This is a genomic window from Acinetobacter sp. NIPH 1852 (assembly GCF_022549455.1).
Taxonomy (GTDB): Bacteria; Pseudomonadota; Gammaproteobacteria; order Pseudomonadales; family Moraxellaceae; genus Acinetobacter.
Genome location: NZ_JAKZGG010000012.1, coordinates 22,193 through 39,439, shown reverse-complemented (window position 1 = coordinate 39,439; position 17,247 = coordinate 22,193). Strand labels below are relative to the sequence as shown.

The following is a 17,247-nucleotide window of genomic DNA, read 5'->3' as shown; positions in this document are numbered from 1 at the left end:
CAATCAGTTTAGTTTAGCGAATATCCATCTGTAACTGCTTTATAGATGGAATTTGCGTATAACGTTGTACTAAATAACCTGCTTGTTGCAACATGTGATCACGCTTTTTGTCTTCTAATTCTTTACCTATATGGCTAGGATCATCTAACTCTATAATTGCAATCACTTGCATATCTTTGTCTAAAATTACAAAGTCTGTGACTTTACGATTAAAGCGGCTTCGAATCTTGTAATGATCACTGGTAATTAATGCACTAAAAGCAACCTGCGCCAAAATATGATGTTGTGGAAAAGCCTGCTGCAACCTTAAAAACATTTGTGATTCAAAGCTGGTGATGACAGGGCGAGCAAAAAACTGTTGTTTAAAAAAGTATGGGCGTAAGCAACTGACTAATAATAGTAGGGCACTAATACTGCCAATAATTAAAAATATGAGCTGACTGGATTCAAACATTTTAGATCAGGTGTCAATAAAAAACCCACTCGAAAGGAGTGGGTTTTTAGAATCTTGGCTCTCCCACCTGGGCTCGAACCAGGGACCTGCGGATTAACAGTCCGTCGCTCTACCGACTGAGCTATGGGAGAATCTGGATATGCATTTTATGCATGTCACTTTTAACGGTCAAGCTATTCACTTAAGAATTTGGCTCTCCCACCTGGGCTCGAACCAGGGACCTGCGGATTAACAGTCCGTCGCTCTACCGACTGAGCTATGGGAGATTAGCTTGGCTCTCCAACCTGGGCTCGAACCAGGGACCTGCGGATTAACAGTCCGTCGCTCTACCGACTGAGCTATTGGAGAATCTGATGCGCATTTTAGGCATGAAATATTCATGCGTCAACAAGAATAGTAAATAAAATGAATCGTTTGCTTGATAAATATTCTTTTCGGATTTTATTCATAAAAAAACTGCCCGAGGTGGGCAGTTTTTATGCAAGAAATAAAAGATTATTTCTCAACGCCTGCTGGTTGACCTGCAAGTTTTGCATTTGCATAGTCCCAGTTCACTAAGCTTTCTAAGAAAGTTGCGATGTATTTAGGACGTAAGTTACGGAAATCGATGTAGTAAGCATGTTCCCAAACATCAATCGTCAATACTGCAATTTGACCATGAGCAAGTGGTGTGTCTGCATTGGCAGTTTTAGTAATTGATAATTTACCATTTACTTCATCAGCTACTAACCAAGCCCAACCTGAACCAAATTGAGTTGTTGCAGCAGCAGTAAATTCTTCTGCAAATTTTTCGTAGCTACCAAAAGCTTCATCGATTTTAGCTGCAATCGCGCCAGTTGGTTTACCACCACCATTTGGCTTCATGCTGTTCCAGTAGAATGTGTGGTTCCATACTTGTGCAGCATTGTTGAAGATACCTGCTTTAGATGCATCACCAGCAGACGCTTTGATGATTTCCTCTAAAGTTTTACCTTCAAGGTCAGTCCCTTTGATTAAGTTGTTCAAGTTAACAACATATGTATTATGATGCTTATCGTGATGATATTCTAAAGTTTCGCGAGTGATGTGTGGCGCTAAATCATCATAGCCATATGGAAGTGCAGGTAAAGTAATGGTTGTCATGTTTCATTCCTTGCAAATTTGCTGGGTTTTACATCAAGTGCCTTTATTGTAAATGATTCTATGGACAATAGGGCAGTCTTTTAATACACAAAATATGCAAAAAATTTCTTTATGAGACATATACGATACAACAATGATTAGAGTCTTTAGTTCGTTTAGTGAACGTTCTAAAAGGCTCTAACCCGTTTTTTAGAGGTGTAGATTTAAGTTAATTGACCAAGAAAATTACTGAGCTTTAGTTTGTAATGCATCATGATAACGACGATTCACTTCATCCCAATTTACAACATTGTAAAACGCAGCAATATATTCAGGACGGCGGTTTTGGTATTTCAAATAATATGCATGTTCCCATACATCTAAGCCCAGAATAGGCGTATTGCCATACATCAATGGTGAGTCTTGATTCGCGCTACTTTCTACTATCAGTTTATGCTCAGGGGTAACGCTGAGCCATGCCCAACCGCTACCAAAACGACTAATTGCAGCCTTGGTAAAAGCATCTTTAAAAGCATCAAAACCACCAAGTTGTTGATCAATTGCGTCTGCAACAGGCCCTGTGGGTTTGCCGCCACCTTGTGGACTCATGACTGTCCAAAATAGTGAGTGATTGGCATGGCCTCCTGCATTGTTGATTGCCATGTTTTTAAGGTTGGCAGGGAATTCATTCACTTTTGCAACCAATTCTTCTACTGGGAGTTTTTCCCATTCTGTACCTTCAATGGCACCATTAATATTATTGATGTAGGTCTGATGATGTTTACTATGGTGAATTTCCATTGTTTTGGTATCAATATTGGGTTCAAGTGCATCGTAAGCATAAGGTAGTGCTGGTAGAGAATAAGCCATGTGTTTGATTCCTTTTAATCAAAATGATTTTATTGGTATAAAGTGAAGCGCTTTCATTATTCATTTAAAAGTAAATGAGAATCAATATCTTTTAATTTGCTTTTATCTATAGATGAAGAGATAAAAAATAAATTTTATTTATGATTGGTTATATTGAGGATTAAGTTGGTGTAGCAAAGTGAAGACGTATTCGATTCTTAGCGTATATGAAAGAGCTAGAAGGGTTGTCAATAGAAGTCCTTATGACTTCAATAACTCAATATGAATAGATACAGTTATAAGAAGACGAGGGAAAGGAGTGAAAAGCATTTCACTCCACTCAGAAGATGGATTGGGTTAAATCGGATTGTTGAGTTCAAAATACTCAGTTTTAATCGAAAATTGATTTGCAATCGCTTGAGCTAAACGCTGTACACCGTAACGTTCTGTGGCATGGTGTCCACATGCAAAATAATGGACATCCAGTTCTTTAGCTTGATAAAAAGTGCGCTCGCTCACTTCACCAGAGATATAAGCATCACAATCTTCCAACGCAGCTTTTTCGATAAAGTCTTGAGCCCCGCCTGTACAGAAACCTACTTTTTGGATAGCAGATTTACTACAAGGCAGATGAAGAATAGAAAAGTCAAAAATTGTTTGTAGCTTTTCTTTGAACTGTTCAGGACTTATCGCATGTTCTAAATAACCAATATTTCCGATTGGATGTCTTTCTGTTGGATCTAAAGCTTCTATGTTTTGTAAACCAATCAAATTGGCAATTGCTGCATTATTCCCTAAGGTCGGGTGAGCGTCTAAAGGTAGATGATAGGCTATCAGTGAAATATTGTTTTGAATGAGTTTTTTGATACGATTGCCACGCATTCCTGTGATTGGATAGGGCTCGCCTTTCCAAAAATAGCCATGATGAACCAATAAAGCATCGGCTTGTAGTGCAATTGCAGCATCAATAGCACTTTCAGATGCAGTCACAGCACATACAATTTTATTGACTTCGGGCTTGCCTTCGATTTGTAAGCCATTTGGTGCGTAGTCTTTAAATTCATTCGACTTTAAAGTTTGATTACACCATTGCACTATGTCATGCAAATTTGCCATAGAATTCCTCAAATGATTTACATTTTATAGCTGTCAATAAAAACATACTTTTTAATGTAACTAAAGCTAGACAAAACTTTTTTAACTTTTGCATTGTTTTTAAGTAATTTACATTACAATGATGGAAATTTCCTGTTCTTAAAACAGATTTAATAATTTGTTCATAACATAATTTCGCCTAGAGGATAATAAACGTGCGCCGTGCATTTACATGGTTACCTTGGGTATTACTCATTGTCGTTATATTCAGCTTTCTCGCTTGGCAAAAATCACATCAGCCGAAACCAACAATAGCGTCTGATGGTGTGAAAATGCCAGCAGAAAAGGTCGAGCCCTTAGTCGATACAAATCGCATGGGTGGGGTAGTTTCTTACAATGCCGCGGTTAAAGTGGCAGCACCTGCCGTGGTCAATATTTTTACCACTCAAAAAATCAAACAACCAAATCATCCGCTTTTAAATGATCCCGTATTCCGTGAATTTTTTGGTAATCAGATTCCGCAGCAACCTAAAAATGAAAACAGTTTAGGTTCAGGCGTAATCGTGCGTGCAGATGGTTATATTTTGACAAATAACCATGTGATTGCACAAGCAGAGCAAATTGTTGTCGCGTTATATGATGGCCGTCGCGCAGAAGCGAAAGTCATTGGTACAGATCCAGATACAGATTTAGCTGTAATCAAAATTGAGTTGGATAAACTTCCTGTATTACCGTTTAAACTTAGTGGTAATGAGGTTGGTGATGTTGTATTAGCGATTGGTAATCCATTTGGTGTAGGGCAAACTGTTACGCAAGGGATTATTTCTGCAACAGGACGATCAGATTTAGGTATTAACACCTATGAAGATTTTATTCAAACGGATGCTGCCATAAATCCAGGTAATTCGGGTGGGGCGTTGATTGATGTTGCAGGTAATTTAATTGGCGTAAATACTGCGATTTTCTCACAGTCTGGCGGTTCACTTGGAATTGGTTTTGCTATCCCTGCGAAGGTTTGTCAGCAAGTTTTAAACTCTATCCTAAAAGATGGGCGTGTTGTGCGTGGTTGGTTGGGAATTAGTCTTATTCCAAACAATTTAGATGAAAACGTACTGACTGCAAAACCGGTTGGTGTTCTAGTTGCAGATGTCTTACGTGGTGGTCCAGCTGATCAAGCCGGTGTAAAACGTGGTGATACCATTGTTCAAGTCAATGATGAGCAGATTTCGTCAGCTTCTCATTTAATTAATTATGTTGCATTGCAAGCACCTGAGAGCATGATTGATGTTGTTGTTGAACGCGACGGCAAGCAACAGAAGTTGGAAGTGAAGGTTGGGGAACGAAAAGTTCAACAAAATACTCAATCTCAATATATTCCGCTACCGAAAGGGCAGTAGCGCTTTAAATTAGGACTGGTTGATTAATTCATCCTTAAGAAAAAAGCCTGTTGATCTTATCGATCAACAGGCTTTTTGCGCTTTTATAGGCTTTTTATTTTTTATTAAATCATCCAAATTTGATAATTTGATGACAACTGTCAAAGTTTTGATGTAATCTAATTCAATCCATTGAATCAACAATAAAAAAATTTTTTAAAATTTATAATCTAACTGTAACCAAAGCTTTTCGGTATCGACACCAAAATCTTCAGCCTGATAACTTGAAAATTTTGCTAATCCAGACAAGCCCTTGATTGGTAATGCTTGACCATAGGAAAGAGAAAATTCTTGGCCATAGTTTAATCCTTTTATATCACTTCGGTAATGATGTAGCTCGGTTGTTAATTTACCTTTACTGAATATATTAAAACTTGAGCTTATATAAAGATCACGTAGACCATTGGCTGGTGTATTTAAAAACAGATCACTCCAACCATTGAAGCGATGTTTAGTTGCAAGTGGAGTTTGAAAAGCAATTTTACCGTTATCACTACCTAGAACTTCGTAACCAATTGCAACTTCACCAAGCGGTTTCTGTCCAGAAACTTGGTAGCCAAGCTCTAATGCATAATAATCCGTATCGTATGTTAATGGTTGATCTGCATAGTCCTGTTGTTTTGCATATTCAGCACTATAGCGGAAGTTTTTGTGCTTCCCTGTGAAACGAAGACCATAGCTTTGATTTGACCAAGCATTGAGGTCTTCAAAGTCAAGAAAGTAGCCATAGAGTACGGCATTGAACTGAGGGCTATAGCTGTATTTAATTTGTGCTAAATGGATTTGACTATCTTGTTTGCCGTCTTGCGCTTTTAATGCAACTGGTTTAGCTGTTTCACTACCAAAGATTGTGTTTACCTGTTCAATATAAGCATAGTAGAACTGGAGTTTTGGATCTGCTTTAAAATTGAAGCTAATTGAATCGTAACTTTGTTCATTTTGACGCCAACCAACGGAACCAATAAAGCGTTGATTATCTAGATTGATAACTTGCCGACCTAATCGAGCATCAAACTTGGAACTGTTATAATTTAAATATAACTGATTAAGATCTAAGTTTTTGGGATCAGGAACGGTGCTATAGGTGGTTTCATTGTTTCGAGTGCTATTAAAGCGATCATTGAGTTCGATGTTTGCCTCGCCCTGTGCATATATACTCAAGCCTTGCCATGTACCCGTTTGCAGTGCAGGGCGTATCCGTAAAGTAGCAGCTTCAGCTTTCTTTAACGGGTTGTCTTGATCAACCATTTCGAAACGTAAGCGGCTATCGAGTGAAAGCTTGGTGTTTGTCAAAAAATCGCTATTGGCAAGTAGATGTGTTGTAGAAAAACAGCCGAGTGCGATCAAAGAAATTGAAATGATTTTCATCATACTTCCCCTAGAGTTAAAATTAGATATAAGTGGTTAGGAGGGATGTGTGACTAAGCACATCCCTTAGAGCAGCGTTGAATTAAGCAGTTGAGTTACGTTCAAGCAAAGCTTGCTCAAACAGTTGTTGTTCTTTTTCTTTATGTTCGACTGAGAAGCGAATCAGAATGACACTGAATGCGGCAACAGTGACGAGACAGCCTAAGATCATGAGACAAGTTTGGATGTCAAGTAAACCTTTGAGAAGGAATCCTGCGGCGACAGCACCAACATTACCGCCTGCACCAATAATGCCAGCCACACCTCCAAGCGCGTCACGATCAATAAATGGTACGAGTGCATAAGTCGCACCGCAGGCCATATGGGTAAACAGAGCAAAAATTGTCATTGCAAGTACGGCGAGCATGACAGTATTCATTTGGGAGAAAATGATGAGGAATAACCCTTCACCCAAGATCAGTAAGAATAATATCCGCGTACGTCCATCCAACCCTTTATTGGCAGCTACTTTATCAGAAACGATACCACCCAATGCGCGAGCAAATAGTGCGAGTAGGCCGAAAATTCCAGCAGTAAGTCCAGCTTCTTTCAAGCCCATATTAAAATGGTCAACATAGTACATTGCGGCAATATTATGAATGAAGATCTCGATGCCAAAACATGCTGCATAAGCGGTAAATAAAACCCAAACACGGTAATTACGAGCGGCCTGCATTAAAATAGCTGTACCACCTTTTTTAATATTGCCAGCTTCTATACCTTGTTCTCTTAATTCTTTGAAGTTGCCTTGAGGACTATCTTGTGTCAGTTTCCAGTAAAGTATACCCACGATTACCATCATGATTCCTGGAACAAGTAGTGCGATACGCCAGCCCATTGCTTGCTCAACACCAAACATGATGATGGCACCTAGAATGAGTGGCATGATCGCTTGCGTTGCACCGCCACCAGCATTTCCCCAACCTGCCGCAGCGGCATTAGCAGTACCAACAACATTTGGTGCGAACATGACGCTGGTATGGTATTGGGTAATTACGAAACTTGCCCCAATCGCCCCAATTAAAAGACGGAAAAATAAAAAGGATTCATAGGTATTGGCAGCAGCAACACCAAACACAGGAATACTGCCGAGAATCAATAGGGCGGTATAGGTCTTGCGTGGTCCATATTTGTCACAGAGCGGACCGACAATGAGGCGGATAACGATGGTGATTGCAACAGCTGCAATATTGATGTTTGCAATTTGGGCTTTGGTTAAATTAAATTCACCCGCAATTACAGGCATTAGCGGAGCGCAGGCAAACCATGCGAAAAAACAAACAAAGAATGCCAACCATGTCATATGGAATGCACGCATTGCAGGTGTTGCGAAGCTAAATAATTTTATTTCAGTTGCTTTCTTTGCATCTAGACTCATTTTTGAAGACATAGCCTTCCCCTGAACTGAACGAAATATTACTCTGTAAGCCAAATGCTTATGCTTACAAACCGAACAGAACGGACATCATTGGCCGCCAACAAATTTTTTTGAATCGACATTGATTCTGTATGTTATGAAGTATGCAAGGGATGTGCCAATAAAAATATTTAACCAAAAGAACAATTTAAAATTCTAATTTAAATCGCGAAAATTAATTATTCTATTGTTATAGATTCCGAGTGGGCAGTTGCTTAAATTTTAAAAACAGGAAATGTGATAGCAACTGTAAGGCAATATTGAATGAGTTGTTTTTAAATGGTGCATCATTTTTATACAGTTTGATTAAAAACATAGCGATCGAAAAAAGCAGCCGAAGCTGCTTTGATAAAAAGAAAAGATTAGAAACGGTAGCCGATACCAACATAAGTGATGAGTGGATCAATGTCGATTTTAGTATTTGCACGAATCAGCTCTTTACCTGTATTTCGGTCAGTCACATAAATTTTTGCCTCATTATTCATTTTTGAATAAGAAACGGAGCCAACAGCAAACCAATTCGGTTTAAAGTCGTAGGTTGCACCTAAAGTAACGATAGGGGCAAAAGTATCCGTTGCCTTGAGTTTAACTACTGGATCTGCTGATGATTTTTTGCCATCTAATGCAGCACCAGCCTTACCATCAAGCACATTTTGTACCATATGGCCTGCATTAATTAGATCTGTTTCAATATTTGAGTTCATTTTTAAATCATTAAAATACGCATACATTACACCAGCGCCTACATAAGGGCGGAACTTATTGACGCCTGATTTACCAAATTGATAATGGAGTTCAACAGCTGGTAGCCAAGCTCGTGCTGAGGCAGCTTTACTCTCCTTACTTAAATTCGTGATAGGAATTTGTGAGTCAAGAGGTATTGGACCAATGTCATTAATAAGCCCATTTGCGATTCGCCCAAGAATTCCTCCAACATTTCCTTCTGGTGTGGCAATACCTAAGAGAGGCGCATTAATTTGACCTTTACCTTTGATATCAACCTTTGGAGGGATTCCAGCTTTCACCTCTAGTGATAGATTATCTGTAAAATTGTAATTTATCATTAAACCAATAGTGTCTACATCTTCTGCTTCTAGACCTGTATTTTGATTTTCCCAACTTTCTAAGCTTGTAATTTTTGCACTTCCGCTCATATCTGCTGTTAATGTATCATTTTCTATTAGTCCAATGTCTTTTCCCAGAGCGGCAACATTAAGAAGTTTCTCTTTAGCTTTATCTCCTTCAGGGGTTTTTGCAATTGCATCGGTAACAGAATTTAATTGAACATCTCCAACGGCATATGTTCCATTTTTAGCACTTGTATTCACAAAAATATTGTTAGCTTTTCCTTGTGGCATTGCATGTAACCAGCCCGCTGAAACAGAGAAGCGCTTAAATCCATCTCCATCTTTGAGGCTAAAATATGGTGAATCTGCAAAAGTAAGTGTAGGAAGGGCACATAAACCTGTTGTAATCAGGCATGCAAATGACTTCTTCATCATCTTGGGACTCCATGTCCTAAAGTTTGTAAGGATTTTTCTTGCGCTCATCATAACGTTTTTTTATGCAGAATTTGTTTAGATAGAATTTATAATTGTTATAACTATGAAAAAAATTGTAGTAATTAGATTAAAATTGTAGTAATTAGATTAAAATTGAGTGATTTTTACGCTAAAAAGGGTGGGTACTTAAGTACACACCCTTAAAAATGAATTATTGAAAACGTGAAAGATCTTCTTCAGGGCGAGCTGTCAATACTTCAATTCCAGTCTCAGTCACTAAGATGGTGTGTTCGTATTGAGCAGACAATTTATGATCTTTGGTAACAACAGTCCATTTGTCACCCAAAAGTTTGGTTTGCCAGACACCTGCATTGACCATTGGTTCAATAGTAAAGGTCATTCCTGCTTCTAGACGCATTCCTGTGCCTTTTTGCCCATAGTGTAAAACTTGAGGCTCATCATGGAAAACATTACCAATTCCATGACCGCAGTATTCACGTACTACACTGAAGCGTTCAGACTCAACATATTGTTGAATGGCGTGTCCAACATCACCAAGGTATGAACCATCTCTGACTGTGGCCATACCACGATACATGGCTTCCTGAGCAACTGAACACAAGCGATTTGCCAAAATAGACGTTTCACCGCCAACGATATACATCATATTGGTATCACCATGATATCCATCTTTAATGACAGTGACATCAATATTTAGAATGTCGCCGTTTTTTAAAATTTTATTCTCAGATGGAATACCATGACAAACAACATGGTTAACAGAAGTACAAATCGAGTGTTGGAAAGCAGGACGACCTGGTGCTGCACCGTAGCCAACACAAGCGGGAATAGCATCTTGTACATTTTCAATATGATTGCGACAGATTGTATCGAGTTCTAGTGTACTCACACCCGCTTTAATATGCGGTTTAATCATGTCTAAAACTTCAGCAGCCAATTTCCCTGCAACACGCATCTTTTCAATTTCTTCAGGTGTTTTAATTAATCGACTAGGAGCTGTATAAGTTGTATTCATGATCTCTAAAAACTTTTGGTAATTTGCAAGTGTCTATGGTATAAATAGCCGCCTATTTTATCAAATGCTTTTCGTGAATATATTTTACGAAATTATCTGATAATTATAGTCGTAAAAAAATCCGCACATATATCGACACATTACTCTGGGTGCTTCTAGGGATTGTTGTCACTTTATATGTGAGTTGCGTTGTAGGCTAAAATTTCTGCATGCGAGGCATGAAACGCTGGTAATGGTATTCCCTTATCAAGTTTCATAACGAAGTATGAGGGAATTTTAGCCACAACCCTATGGGACAGGGTCGTTTTTTGACACTACGGCGTTATGAATAGTTCATTTAGAGTGCTAAATTTCACTATTCATGCCTTGTTTTGTCTAAAAAGTGTCCTCTGTCGCAACCACTGATAAAGTAACAGCAATCCCTTGGGTGGAGAATGCGGATATATGGAGGCCTAACCCAAACTTTAAGGTAAAGAAAATGGCAGATTACAACGTAAGCATGCGCGACCTTCTTCAAGCAGGCGCACACTTTGGTCACCAAACTCGTTTCTGGAACCCAAAAATGCGTCAATACATTTTTGGCGCGCGTAACAAAATTCACATCATCAACCTTGAGCACACTGTTCCTGCGTTAAATGATGCTTTGAACTTTGTTAACAACTTGGCGAGCAAAAAGAACAAAGTATTATTCGTTGGTACAAAACGAGCTGCTTCTAACATCATCCGTGAACAAGCTCAACGTGCTGGTCAACCATATGTAGATCACCGTTGGTTAGGTGGTATGTTGACGAACTGGAAAACACTTCGCCAATCTATCAACCGTTTAAAAGATCTTCAAACTCAATCTCAAGACGGTACTTTTGCTAAGCTTACTAAACGTGAAGCTTTAGAGCGTACTCGTGAGATGGAAAAACTTGAACGTGCTTTAGGCGGCGTTAAAAACATGGGTGGTTTACCTGACGCATTATTTGTAATCGACGTTGATCACGAAGCGATTGCAATTAAAGAAGCTAAAAACTTAGGTATTCCTGTAATCGGTATCGTTGATACAAACTCTAACCCAGATAACGTAGATTACGTTATTCCTGGTAACGACGATGCGATCCGTGCAGTTACTTTGTATGCTTCAGCTATGGCTGATGCGATTCTTGCTGGTAAAGAATACGCTCAATCACAAGCGAATGCACAAGCGAAAGGCGAAGAAGCTGCTAAAGAAGCTCCTGAGGCTTAATGCGTTTTGACGCAAGCTTGTCATTTTTGTGATTTAAAATGATGACAAATTGAGCGTCGAGAAAGCAAAACGGCCCAGAGAAACCTTTGGGCCGTTTTTGTTGAACAGATTTATATTCTACCGATTTTAGGAGATCAACATGACTGCAATTACTGCAAGCATGGTAAAAGAATTACGTGACCGTACTGGTCTTGCAATGATGGAATGCAAAAAAGCATTAACAGAAGCAGGCGGTGACATCGAACTTGCGATTGATAACCTTCGTAAATCAGGTCAAGCAAAAGCTGCTAAAAAAGCAGGCAACATTGCTGCTGATGGTGCGATCACGATCGTTCAAAACGGTAATAAAGCGATTCTTGTTGAAGTTAACTGTCAAACTGACTTCGTTGCTAAAGACGAAAACTTCAAAAACTTCTCTGATAAAGTAGCGACAGCTGCACTTGCTGCAAATGAAACTGATGCTGCGAAAATTGCTGAACTTAAACTTGAAGATGGTTCTACTGTTGAAGAAGCGCGTGTTGCACTTGTTCAAAAAATCGGTGAAAACATCCAAGTACGTCGTGCTCAAATCGTTGAAGGCGAAAACTTGGCTATTTACAAGCACGGTTTAAAAATCGGTGTTGTTGTTTCTTACACTGGTGATGCTGATACTGGTAAAGGTATTGCAATGCACGTTGCTGCGTTCAACCCAGTTGCAGTAAATGCTGAAGCTGTTCCAGCTGACTTGATCGCTAAAGAGAAAGAAATTGCTGAAGCAAAAGCTTTAGAATCTGGTAAGCCTGCAAACATCGTTGAGAAAATGGTTACTGGTTCAGTTGAGAAATACTTGAACGAAGTTGCGCTTGATCGTCAAATGTATGTTATCGACAACGATAAGAAAGTTGCTGATGTATTAAAAGCGACTGGTACAGTTGTTGCTCAATTCACTCGCTTTGAAGTAGGTGAAGGTATTGAGAAGAAAGCTGAAATGAGCTTTGCTGAAGAAGTTGCTGCTGCACAAGCTGCTGCTGCTCAATAATTTTTACTGAATAAGTAAAAGTTATAAAAGCCCAGTCATTTTTTGGCTGGGTTTTTTATTGGAAATAAAAATTCATTTTAGGTAAACCAATACCAGAACATGTCACAAAAGAATTTTTCGATCTTATTATAAATCAATGTGTAATGGATAAAAATCAACCATATCTTCATTAAAAACTCAATATATTGGGCTTAACTATACAGATTGCTTTGGAGCTGGATATGTCTAAACCTATACTAAAAATTATTTTCGGTGCACTTTTTTTGTCATGCTTACCTCTAACCGTTTATGCAACGGTTGGTGGACCACAGCATATAGAAGTTTTAGGGTTGGATCGAAAGGCCCAAAAGATTTATCTGATGCGACATTTTGAAGACGGTCGGGGTCGTTTACCTCAACTCTATTATTATCAATTAAATAGTACTAATCCGACGAAACTTATTCAAGTTCATTCGCTTTATCTCAATCCCAAAACTAAATTAATTGATTATGATCAAGAGAGTACGCAATTTGATATAGAAATTAAGAAAATTCAAAAGCGTTTACTTTCACTTCAACCTGTACACAACCGTAATGCCCACATTCAAATATTAACCACGAAAAAGGGAACAGCAGAGGCATGGTATGACCCACAAGAATCTATTGATAAATGGTCTTATCAATATCGGGTTAAAAGCTTCCGTCTAAAAAGTACATTACAAACAGCTAACACTTACAAGCAAGGGTTGAATATATCTAAAGTCTATAAAGTGCCTCACAGTAATAATGTGCTTGTGACAGTCAAATACCTTGGTATCCCTTTTGAAACGGGTTATAGCATTGAAGATCCAATATTATTGACTAAATAATAGACTTCTTTCATAAATCCCTTGCGAAACTTCAATCGTTCCTCATTCTCTCTATAGGAGAAATATGCAGGGTTATGAAAGGGTCTAATATAAATTTTAAACTGCTTCGTCGCACAACGATGGCGTGTTAAACGGGTTTATTCTTCGTGCTGTTCCTTAAATTTTGCTAATGCCTCAATACGGTATTGAATCAACATTTCGCCTATTTCAGGGCCTTTAATATGTTCAGGTAAATCTTGTGCCCGAATATGTCTAACGATTTCCATCGCATCTAGCAGATATTGTGCCTGAGGATATGGGCGGTGTTCTAAACCCAAACGACCTTTGGCATCGCATTCACAGGCTTGAACAAAAGCTTTAGCTTTTTCAGGTCTACGCAGTACATCTAAGCGTTGTAAAAAACGCCATAACGTACCGGGTTTTAGATTTTTGACTTGATGACATTTCAAATGTTCTTTGCATACTGTGAGCGCTAGATTTTTAAGATAGCTAGGTACTTTTAAGCGATCACACACATCAGTCACGGGCTGTATACCGCGTTCTTCATGCATAATATGTCTTGGTAATTCTTCAATAGGGGTGAGTGCTTTACCTAGGTCGTGGACAAGCACAGCGAAGCGGACATCTAGCGCATAATTGGCCTGACATGCTTGTTTCAGTGCCATAAGTGTATGAATACCACAATCTATTTCAGGATGGTATTCAGGGCGCTGTGGTACACCAAACAGGGCATCGAGTTCAGGAAATAAGATTTTTAAAGCACCACAGTCTTTGAGTATTTGAAAATATACATCTGCATGATCTTCCATTAATGCCCGAGAGGTTTCTTTCCAGACGCGTTCTGGAGTAAGGGCATTTAACTCGCCTGATTGAGCGATGTCTTGCATGAGTTGCAGTGTTTCATCCGCAATTTTAAAGTCATACGCTGCATATCGTGCAGCAAAGCGTGCAACTCGAAGCACGCGAAGTGGATCTTCGGTAAAAGCATCAGAAACATGGCGCAGAATTTTTTGGTCTAAATCTTTTTGTCCGCCATAGGGGTCATAAACTTTGCCTTGTTCATCCATTGCCATGGCATTGATGGTAAGGTCGCGGCGGATTAAATCTTCTTCTAACTTAACACTAGTATCTGTAAAACATTGGAAACCATGATAACCAACTCCAGATTTACGTTCTGTACGAGCGAGTGCGTATTCTTCTTTTGTTTTGGGATGTAGAAATACAGGAAAGTCTTTGCCAACAGGTTGATAACCTTCGGCGAGTAATTGCTCTGGCGTTGCACCAACCACAACATAATCTTTTTCGTGATAGGGATGCCCAAGTAAATGATCTCGAACAGCACCGCCTACTAAATAAACTTGCATGAAAAAACCTCTATTCTTCACACAATCATGCTACAGAATAGAGGTTTTCTCAAGCACTAAGCAAAGCTTTTCAGGAAAAGCTTTGCTTATAGCAGTTAGTTTTCGCTTTGTTGAATTTCAGCAACAGTCAATGCAGTCATGTTGATTAGACGGCGGGTTGTTGCTGTTGGGGTAAGGATATGAACTGGTTTGGCAGCACCTAATAAAATCGGCCCAATCGTTACATTATTCCCAGAGGTCGCTTTTAATAAATTAAAAGAAATATTTGCTGAGTCTAGGTTTGGCATGATCAATAGATTAGCTGAACCTTTGTAACGTGAATTTGGGAAAGCAAAGTGACGGATGTTTTCGTCTAATGCTGCATCTCCATGCATTTCACCTTCAACTTCTAGTTCAGGCGCTTGCTCTGTAAGTAAGCGATAGACTTCACGCATTTTTTGAGCGCTAGAATCAAGTTGATCACTACCAAAACTTGAATGGGAAAGCAGTGCAACACGTGGTGTGATACCAAAGCGACGGACTTCTTCCGCAGCTAAAATGGTCATTTCAGCAAGCTGTTCAGCTGTTGGGTTGGTATTCACATAAGTGTCAGCAATAAACAAATTGCGATCTTCAAGCATTAACGCATTTAGGGTAAAGAAAGTGCTGCGACCTTCTTTTAAACCAATGACATTTTTAACGAAATCTAAATGGATATCGTAGCTTGCATAAGTACCACAGAGCATACCATCGGCTTGACCAAATTTTACCAATAAAGCAGCAATGAGGGTCGAGCGACGGCGTGTTTCACGCTGCGCATACTCTACCGTCACGCCTTTGCGCTGCATGGTTTTATAGTAATCTTTCCAAAATTCCTCATATTGAGGATTTTTTTCTTGATCAACGATCTCGATGTTTACACCGTGTTGTAAACGCAGACCTAATTTTTTGATATTTGCTTCAATTACTGTGGTACGGCCAACTAAAATTGGTTTAGCCAAACCTTCATCAACTGCGATTTGTACTGCACGTAATACGCGCTCGTCTTCACCTTCAGCGTATGCAATACGTTTAGGGTCAGTTTTCGCTTGAGCAAAAATTGGTTTCATTAAGAACGCTGAGTTATACACGAACTCAGAAAGTCTTTGGCGATATGCAGAGAAATCTTCAATTGGACGTGTTGCAACACCAGAATCCATTGCTGCTTTAGCAACCGCAGGTGCGATTTCTAAAATCAAGCGCTGATCAAGTGGGCCAGGGATTAAGTAATCACGGCCAAATGATACTGATTTTTCACCATAAGTAGCAGCATCCGCTTCTACGTGCGCCATACGTGCAATCGCATGTACACATGCAATTTTCATTTCTTCATTGATGGTGGTTGCACCGACATCTAGTGCACCACGGAAGATATACGGGAAGCAAAGCGCATTATTGACTTGGTTTGGATAGTCCGAACGACCTGTCGCCATAATGACATCAGGACGTACTTCATGTGCATGTTCAGGCAAGATTTCTGGATCAGGGTTAGCGAGTGCAAAGATAATCGGATTTTCAGCCATTTCTTTAACCATTTCTTTGGTTAAAATACCTGCTGCCGAAAGACCCAAGAACATATCCGCACCAGCAATCACTTCATGCAATTGTGTTGCTGCGATGTCTTGTACGTAACGCTTTTTCGACTCATCCAGTCCTTCGCGTGAAGTAGTGAGAAGACCGCGAGAATCGGCAACAGTGATGTTGGCTTTATTCACACCAAGAGCACAAAGTAAATCTAAGCAAGACAATGCCGCAGCACCTGCACCAGACGCTACAATTTTGATTTCATCAATTTTCTTATTTACGATTTGCAAAGCATTTAATAATGCAGAGCCTACGATAATACTGGTACCGTGTTGATCATCATGGAACACAGGAATCTTCATGCGTTCACGAAGCTTCTTCTCGATATAGAAACATTCAGGTGCTTTGATGTCTTCTAAGTTGATACCACCAAATGTTGGTTCTAATGCTGCAACGATATCGACGATTTTGTCTGGATCATTTTCTGCGATTTCGATATCAAATACATCGACACCAGCGAACTTTTTGAAAAGTACGCCTTTACCTTCCATTACAGGTTTTGATGCTAAAGGACCAATGTTCCCTAAACCCAGTACAGCTGTACCATTACTCACGACGGCGACCAGATTACCACGTGCTGTATATTTGGCAGCAGTAGAAGGGTCTCGTTCGATTTCCAAACACGGAGCTGCAACACCAGGAGAATATGCAAGCGCTAGATCTCGTTGGTTAACGAGCTGCTTGCTAGGTGTCACACTGATTTTTCCCGGAGTAGGAAATTCATGGTAATACAAAGCGGCCTGTTTTAAAGATTGATCGTCCATCTGAGTCTCGATTGTTCCGATAATAATCAGCCATATAGGAGGCTAATTACTATATTAAGATAAGTGCACAAGAATATAGCACTAGTTCATGCTTTCGCCCAGTCAAAAAAGCTTATTTTCACT

The 17,247-nt window shown here is 39.4% G+C and carries 14 protein-coding genes and 3 tRNA genes; 4 read left to right on the top strand and 13 right to left on the bottom strand.

Translation table 11 applies throughout. The features are described from left to right. Positions 1–13: 13 nt before the first annotated feature. The 7 genes from MMO38_RS10845 to MMO38_RS10815 all read right to left on the bottom strand — a co-directional run bounded on the left by MMO38_RS10845 (position 14) and on the right by MMO38_RS10815 (position 3,520). Positions 14–454, bottom strand: coding sequence for a DUF2726 domain-containing protein (locus tag MMO38_RS10845; RefSeq protein WP_005091014.1), 441 nt, complete (start codon positions 452–454; stop codon positions 14–16). 55 nt (positions 455–509) lie between these two features. After that, positions 510–585 (bottom strand) — tRNA-Asn (locus MMO38_RS10840). A 59-nt stretch (positions 586–644) separates the two neighbouring features. After that, a tRNA-Asn gene (locus MMO38_RS10835) sits at positions 645–720 on the bottom strand. A gap of 6 nt (positions 721–726) precedes the next feature. Beyond that, a tRNA-Asn gene (locus MMO38_RS10830) sits at positions 727–802 on the bottom strand. A 147-nt stretch (positions 803–949) separates the two neighbouring features. Next, positions 950–1,576: a superoxide dismutase gene (locus MMO38_RS10825; RefSeq protein WP_004638474.1), complete on the bottom strand. Its 627-nt coding sequence runs from the start codon at positions 1,574–1,576 to the stop codon at positions 950–952. A 225-nt stretch (positions 1,577–1,801) separates the two neighbouring features. Further along, entirely contained in the window at positions 1,802–2,425 is a 624-nt protein-coding gene (locus MMO38_RS10820; RefSeq protein ID WP_008940951.1) for a superoxide dismutase, read from the bottom strand. A 336-nt stretch (positions 2,426–2,761) separates the two neighbouring features. After that, positions 2,762–3,520, bottom strand: coding sequence for a Nif3-like dinuclear metal center hexameric protein (locus tag MMO38_RS10815; protein ID WP_008940952.1), 759 nt, complete (start codon positions 3,518–3,520; stop codon positions 2,762–2,764). A 194-nt stretch (positions 3,521–3,714) separates the two neighbouring features. Here MMO38_RS10815 and MMO38_RS10810 point away from each other — a divergent pair, with 194 nt between their 5' ends. Next, positions 3,715–4,896: a trypsin-like peptidase domain-containing protein gene (locus tag MMO38_RS10810; protein WP_004638477.1), complete on the top strand. Its 1,182-nt coding sequence runs from the start codon at positions 3,715–3,717 to the stop codon at positions 4,894–4,896. A 195-nt stretch (positions 4,897–5,091) separates the two neighbouring features. Here MMO38_RS10810 and MMO38_RS10805 read toward each other — a convergent pair whose 3' ends face one another. The 4 genes from MMO38_RS10805 to map form a co-directional block, all read right to left on the bottom strand. Then, a complete protein-coding gene (locus MMO38_RS10805; RefSeq protein ID WP_241323544.1) occupies positions 5,092–6,303 on the bottom strand; it encodes an alginate export family protein in 1,212 nt (403 codons plus the stop codon). Positions 6,304–6,385: 82 nt separating this feature from the next. Further along, entirely contained in the window at positions 6,386–7,732 is a 1,347-nt protein-coding gene (locus tag MMO38_RS10800) for an MFS transporter (RefSeq protein WP_161421932.1), read from the bottom strand. Between the two features lie 389 nt (positions 7,733–8,121). Beyond that, on the bottom strand, positions 8,122–9,258 hold the full coding sequence (locus MMO38_RS10795; RefSeq protein ID WP_241323586.1) for an OmpW family outer membrane protein: 1,137 nt from the start codon (positions 9,256–9,258) through the stop codon (positions 8,122–8,124). Between the two features lie 214 nt (positions 9,259–9,472). Beyond that, positions 9,473–10,297, bottom strand: coding sequence for a type I methionyl aminopeptidase (map, locus tag MMO38_RS10790; protein WP_241323543.1), 825 nt, complete (start codon positions 10,295–10,297; stop codon positions 9,473–9,475). 478 nt (positions 10,298–10,775) lie between these two features. Between map and rpsB the strand changes: the two genes are divergently transcribed. The 3 genes from rpsB to MMO38_RS10775 all read left to right on the top strand — a co-directional run bounded on the left by rpsB (position 10,776) and on the right by MMO38_RS10775 (position 13,394). After that, positions 10,776–11,528, top strand: a complete 753-nt coding sequence (rpsB, locus tag MMO38_RS10785) for a 30S ribosomal protein S2 (RefSeq protein WP_005082020.1) — start codon at positions 10,776–10,778, stop codon at positions 11,526–11,528. A 139-nt stretch (positions 11,529–11,667) separates the two neighbouring features. Beyond that, a complete protein-coding gene (tsf, locus tag MMO38_RS10780) occupies positions 11,668–12,546 on the top strand; it encodes a translation elongation factor Ts (RefSeq protein WP_241323542.1) in 879 nt (292 codons plus the stop codon). 221 nt (positions 12,547–12,767) lie between these two features. Next, complete coding sequence (locus MMO38_RS10775) at positions 12,768–13,394, top strand: aminotransferase (RefSeq protein WP_241323541.1); 627 nt, start codon at positions 12,768–12,770, stop codon at positions 13,392–13,394. 137 nt (positions 13,395–13,531) lie between these two features. On the opposite strand, the gene MMO38_RS10770 is transcribed toward MMO38_RS10775, so the two are convergent. Together MMO38_RS10770 and MMO38_RS10765 are read right to left on the bottom strand one after the other, a co-directional pair. Beyond that, positions 13,532–14,758, bottom strand: a complete 1,227-nt coding sequence (locus MMO38_RS10770) for a multifunctional CCA addition/repair protein (protein WP_241323540.1) — start codon at positions 14,756–14,758, stop codon at positions 13,532–13,534. Between the two features lie 95 nt (positions 14,759–14,853). Beyond that, the gene (locus MMO38_RS10765; RefSeq protein ID WP_005197614.1) at positions 14,854–17,124 is read right to left on the bottom strand and encodes an NADP-dependent malic enzyme; all 2,271 of its coding nucleotides are present in this window, start codon (positions 17,122–17,124) and stop codon (positions 14,854–14,856) included. Positions 17,125–17,247: the final 123 nt, after the last annotated feature.